This is a genomic window from Streptomyces sp. ATexAB-D23, from assembly GCF_000373645.1.
GTDB classification, from domain to species: Bacteria; Actinomycetota; Actinomycetes; order Streptomycetales; family Streptomycetaceae; genus Streptomyces; species Streptomyces castrisilvae.
Genome location: NZ_KB892056.1, coordinates 1 through 5,881 on the forward strand (window position 1 = coordinate 1; position 5,881 = coordinate 5,881).

At 74.1% G+C, this 5,881-nt stretch carries 1 protein-coding gene and 1 pseudogene; both read right to left on the minus strand.

Features of this window, described 5'->3' with window-relative positions; all coding sequences use genetic code 11:
* Positions 1 to 1,819: pseudogene (locus tag B082_RS0129785) on the minus strand (type I polyketide synthase); the annotation flags it as partial.
* 32 nt (positions 1,820 to 1,851) lie between these two features.
* On the minus strand, positions 1,852 to 5,881 hold a 4,030-nt coding region (locus tag B082_RS0129790), incomplete at its 5' end, for an SDR family NAD(P)-dependent oxidoreductase (RefSeq protein WP_018555452.1).

The following is a 5,881-nucleotide window of genomic DNA, read 5'->3' on the forward strand; positions in this document are numbered from 1 at the left end:
ACACCTCATCCAGCGCCGCCGCGAACACCGGGAACGCCTCCGCCAGCTCCCGGCCCATCCCGACCCGCTGACCACCCTGACCCGAGAACACGAACGCCAGCCGCCTCCTGCCGCGTCCGCCCCGGCCCGCGGCCGTGCCCCGGACCACGCGGCCGGCGGTCGCGTTGCCGGTGGCGAGGGCGGTCAGGTCGGCGAGGGCCGATTCCGCGTCGGGGGCCAGGACCACGGCCCGGTGTTCGAACGCGGCGCGGCCCGTGGCCAGGGTGTGGCCGACGTCCTGGGGGCGGGTGTGCGGGTGGGCGGTCAGGGAGGTGCGGAGGCGGGCCGCGAGTTCGGGGAGGGCTTCCGGCTGACGGGTGGACAGCGGCCAGGGCAGGACCGGCGGGGTCACCGTGACCGTGTCCGTGTCGGCGTCCGTGCCGGCCCGTTCCTGCTCCGCCGGGGCGGGGGCCTCCTCCAGGATGACGTGGGCGTTCGTACCGCTGATACCGAAGGACGAGATGCCCGCCCTGCGCGGGCGTTCGCCGCGTGGCCAGTCCCTGGCCTCCGTCAGGAGTTCGACCCCGCCCGCCGACCAGTCCACGTGGGTCGAGGGCTTCTCCGCGTACAGGGTCTTCGGCAGCGTCTCGTTCCGCATCGCGAGGACCATCTTCATGACACCCGCGACACCGGCAGCGGCCTGCGTGTGCCCGATGTTCGACTTCACCGAGCCCAGCCACAACGGCTGGTCCGCAGGACGCTTCTGCCCGTACGTGGCAAGCAGCGCCTGCGCCTCGATGGGGTCGCCCAGCTTGGTGCCCGTGCCGTGCGCCTCCACCGCGTCCACGTCCGTCGGCGCGAGGTGGGCGTTGTCCAGCGCCGACCGGATGACCTGCTGCTGCGAGGGACCGTTCGGGACGGTGAGGCCGTTGGACGCGCCGTCCTGGTTGACGGCCGTCCCGCGCACCACCGCCAGGACGCGGTGTCCGTCGCGTACGGCGTCGGACAGGCGGCCCAGTACCAGCAGGCCGGCGCCCTCGGACCAGCCGGTGCCGTCGGCGTCGTCGGAGAACGCCTTGCAGCGGCTGTCGGCCGACAGGCCCTGCTGGCGGCTGAACTCCAGGAACATGCCGGGCGTCGACATCACGGTGACGCCCCCGACGAGGGCGAGGGAGCATTCGCCGGAGCGCAGCGACTGGACGGCCATGTGGAGCGCGACCAGGGAGGAGGAGCAGGCCGTGTCGACGGTGACGGCGGGGCCCTTGAGGCCGAGGGTGTAGGCGATGCGGCCGGAGGCGACGGCCATGGAGTTGCCGGTGAGGAGGTAGCCCTCGACGCCCTGCGGGAGTTCGGTCAGGTGTGATCCGTAGCCGGTGGAGGCCGCGCCGACGAAGACGCCGGTGTCGCTGTTCTTCAGGCCGGTGGGGTCGATGCCGGCGTGTTCGAAGGCCTCCCAGGAGGTCTGGAGCAGCATCCGCTGCTGCGGGTCCATCGCGAGGGCTTCGCGTGGGCTGAGGCCGAAGAAGGCGGGGTCGAACTCGGTGGCGTCGTAGGTGAAGCCGCCTTCGCGGGCGTGGCTGGTGCCCGGCAGGCTGGAGTCGGGTCCGAAGAGCCGTTCCAGGTCCCAGTCCCGGTCGACGGGGAAGGCGGACATGCCGTCGCCCGCCCGGTCGAGGAGCTGCCACAGCTCCTGCGGGGAGCGGACGCCGCCGGGCAGCCGGCAGCCCATGCCGATGATGGCGATCGGCTCGGTGCTCGCCGCCTCGATCTCCCGCAGTCTGCGGTGTGCCTGGCGGAGGTCGCCGGTGACCTTCTTGAGGTAGCCGAGCAGTTTCTCCTGCTCGCCGTCGGCGCTGACAACCCGGTTCTCGCTCAAGACGTCCCACCAAATTCGCCGTCGATCATTTTGAAGAGTTCGTCAGCCGTTGCCGACTCAAGTGCGTCGGTCTCGTCGTCACCCGTGGGTTCGCCGATCGCCACCGCCGTCGCCGTCGCTGTCCCGCTCGCGGCGGCCCATTTCTCCGCCAGGGCCCGCAGGCGTCGCTGCACCGAGTCGTCCCCGGTCGCGGCGGCACCGGAGCCGGCCAGCCGGTCCAGGGTCTGTTCCAGCCGCTCGATCTCGTCCAGGGCCGTGGAACCGTCCGCGACCGGGCTCGGCGCACCGGCCGTGTCGTGGTCCGGGCCGCCGTCGGGGACGAGTTCGGCCAGCAGGTACTCCACGAGCGCGGCCGGTGTCGGGTAGTCGAAGACCAGCGTCGCGGGCAGCCGCGTGCCGGTCATGACGCCCATCCGGTTGCGCAGTTCGATGGCCGTCAGGGAGTCGAAGCCGAGGAAGGCCCCGTCCGGTTCGACGTCGTCGGCCGAGCCGTGGCCGAGGACCGCGGCCGCCTGCCCGCAGACCAGGTCGAGCAGATGGTCGGCGCGGTCGGCCGCGGGCAGGGCCCGCAGCCGGCCCGCGAGTGCGGCGCCCGGTTCGGGGGCGGCCGCGGCTGCCGCCTGGGTGCGCCGGGGTGCGGCGCTGCCCGCGAGGTGGCGCAGCATCGGCGGTACGGGCCCGGCGGTGAACGCCTGCGGTGAGGTGTCCAGCCGCATCGGGAGCAGGGCGGCCTCGTCGGCGGTCAGCGCGAAGTCGAGCAGGGCGAGCCCCGCCTGCGCGTCGAGCGGCCGGAGCCCGGCCTTCGCCATGCGGGCGATGTCGTTGTCCGTGAGGTGCCCGGTCATGCCCCGGTCGGCTATCCACGGCCCCCAGGCCAGCGCCACGGCGGGGACCCCGCGGTGGCGTGCCCAGCGGGCGAACTCGTCGAGGAAGGCGTTCGCGGCGGCGTAGTTGGCCTGGCCCGCGCCGCCCAGGGTGCCGGCCGCGCCCGAGAAGAGGACGAAGGCGGCGAGGTCGCTGTCCTTCGTCAGCTCGTACAGGTTGAGCGCGGCGTCCGCCTTGGGCCGCAGGGTGGTGTCCAGCCGTTCGGGGGTGAGGAAGGGGATGACCCCGTCGTCCACCACTCCGGCGACGTGCACGACCGCGGTGAGCGGATGCTCCTTCTCGACGGTGGCGAGGGTACGGGCCAGCGCGTCCCGGTCGGCCGCGTCGCACGCCTCGATCCTGACCCGGGCGCCGAGCTTCTCCAGCTCGGCGACGAGGCCCTCGGCGCCCTCGGCCCGCGCTCCCCTGCGGCTGGTGAGCAGCAGGTTGCGCACTCCGTACCGTTCGACCAGGTGGCGGGCCACGTAGTGGCCGAGGCCCCCGGTGCCTCCGGTGACGAGCACGGTGCCGTCCGGGTCGGGGCGGCTGGGCAGGGTGAGGACCACCTTGCCGATGTGCCGGGCCTGGCTGACGTACCGGTACGCCTCCGGCGCGCGGCGCACGTCCCAGGTGGCCAGGGGCAGCGGGCGCAGCGCGCCCTCCCCGATGAGCCGCAGCACCTCGACCAGCATCTCGCCGATGCGTTCGGGTCCGGCCTCGATGAGGTCGAAGGCCGCGTAGGCCACGCCCGGGTGCGCCTCGGTGAGGCTTTCTGGGGTGCGGACGTCGGTCTTGCCCATTTCGAGGAACCTGCCACCGCCGCCGAGCAGCCGCAGCGAGGCGTCCACGTATTCACGGGCCAGTGAGTTCAGTACGACGTCGATGCCGCCCGCCCCCGCCGTCGTACGGAAGTGCTCCTCGAAGTCCAGGTCGCGGGAGGAGGCGAGGTGGGCGTCGTCGATGCCGAGGGAGCGCAGCGTGTCGTGCTTGGCCGGTCCCGCCGTGCCGAACACCTCGGCCCCGAGGTGCCGGGCGAGCTGTGCGGCGGCCATGCCGACACCGCCGGCGGCGGCGTGCACGAGGACCGACTCACCGGACTTGAGCCCTGCCAGGTCGACCAGTGCGTAGTAGGCGGTGAGGAAGACCACCGGCACTGAGGCGGCCTGCTCGAAGGTCCAGTCCTCGGGCATCCGGGCGATCATGCGCCGGTCGGCGACCGAGACCGGCCCGAATGCCTTGCCGAACATGCCGAGTACGCGGTCTCCCGGCGCGAACCCAGTGATTCCCGGGCCCACTTCGGTGATCACGCCGGCGCCCTCGACGCCCATCGGTCCGGGTTCCCCGGGATACATGTCGAGCGCGTTCAGTACGTCCCGGAAGTTGAGCCCGGCCGCGCGGACGGCCACCCGGACCTGGTCCGGGCCGAGCGGTTCCAGCAGGTCGGGGTCGGCGGCGAGGGTCAGGTTGCCCAGGCTGCCGCGTCCGGTGCTGTCGAGCCGCCAGGCCTCCGTGTCCGCCGGGGGCAGCAGGGTGTCGTCCGGGGCGGGGCGCACGAGCCGGGCGGCCCGTATCGCGCCTTCGCGGATCACGACCTGCGACTCGTCGGATTCGGCGAGCGCGGCGAACAGGCCGGCCGCCGTACCGGCGGTCAGCGTGTCCCGGTCGAGGTCGGCGAGCACGAACCGGCCGGGTTCCTCCGACTGTGCCGAGCGGACCAGCCCCCACGCGGCGGCGGCCGCCGGATCGCCCGGCCCTTCGAGGTCGCCGGCGGCGATGGCGCCACTGGTGACGAGGACGAGCCGTGCGGAGGCGAACCTGCTGTCCGCGAGCCAGCGCTGGAGCAGGTCCAGGACGCGGACGGTCAGGGCCCGGGTGTCGGCCGCCAGCGTGCCGGCGGTGACCTCGCCCGTGGGGTGCCTGCCCGTGCACGGCACGAACAGCACCTCGGGGACCGGCCCTTCGGCGCCCAGCGCGTCCAGGTCCGGGACGAGTCGGGCGTCCAGCGCCTCCGCGAGCCCCAGGGCGTCGAGCCCCGTCGCCGCGTCGCCGAGCACCGCCCACGGCCGGCCCGCGACCGGGTCCGCGGCGGGCTCCGGCAGGGACACCGGAAGCCAGTCGAGCCGGAAGATGTCCTGCGGGGCCGTCGTGCGCGGGGAGCTGTGCAACTGCGCCGCCGACACCTGGCGCATGGCCAGGGACTCCACGTGGGCGACCGGCTGTCCCGTACCGTCCGCGATGGCCAGGGCCAGCGCGTCGGGTCCGGCCTGCGCCAGCCGCACGCGCAGGCTCGACGCGCCGTACGCGTACAGGGAGACACCGGACCAGGAGAACGGCAGCCTGCTGCGGCCGCTCCCGTCGAGCCCGAGGAAGGTCAGCGCCTGGAGCGCCGCGTCGAGCAGCGGCGGGTGCAGCCCGTAGGCGGCGGCCTCCTCGGCGTGCGGCCCGTCGAGCGACACCTCGGCGAACACCTCGTCCCCGCTGCGCCAGGCCTGGCGCAGCCCCTGGAACGAGGGGCCGTAGGCGAATCCGCCCTGCCGGTACATCTCGTAGAAGTCGGACACGTCGATGGTCTCGGCGCCGGGCGGCGGCCAGGCGGCGAGGTCGAACGCCGCTTCGGGCCGGCCGCCGCCGAGGAGCCCCGTCGCATGCAGGGTCCACGGGGCGTCGGCCGGCGCGTCGTCGCGCCGCGCGTGCAGCTTCAGCGGACGCAGGCCGGTCGCGTCGGGCGCGCCGACCTGGAGCTGCAACCGCACCGTGCCGTCGGCGGGGAGCACCAGCGGGGCCGCCAGGGTCAGTTCCTCCACGCGGTCGCAGCCGACCTCGTCGGCCGCCCGCATCGCCAGTTCCAGGAAGCCGGTGCCGGGGAAGAGGATGGTGCCCATCACCTCGTGGTCGGCGAGCCACGGCAGATCCCGTACGCCGATCCGTGCGGTGAACAGCCGCCCGTCGTCCCCGGCCAGTGCCACGGCGGCGCCGAGCAGCGGGTGCCCCGCGTCGTCGAGCCCGGCCGCGGACACGTCGCCCGGCCTCGATACCGGCGGCTGCGGCCAGTAGCGCTGGTGCTGGAAGGCGTACGTGGGCAGGTCGACGGTACGGGCCCCGGTCGGGGCGTAGAACGCCGCCCAGTCGACATCCGCACCGTCCGCCCAGAGCCGGGCGAGC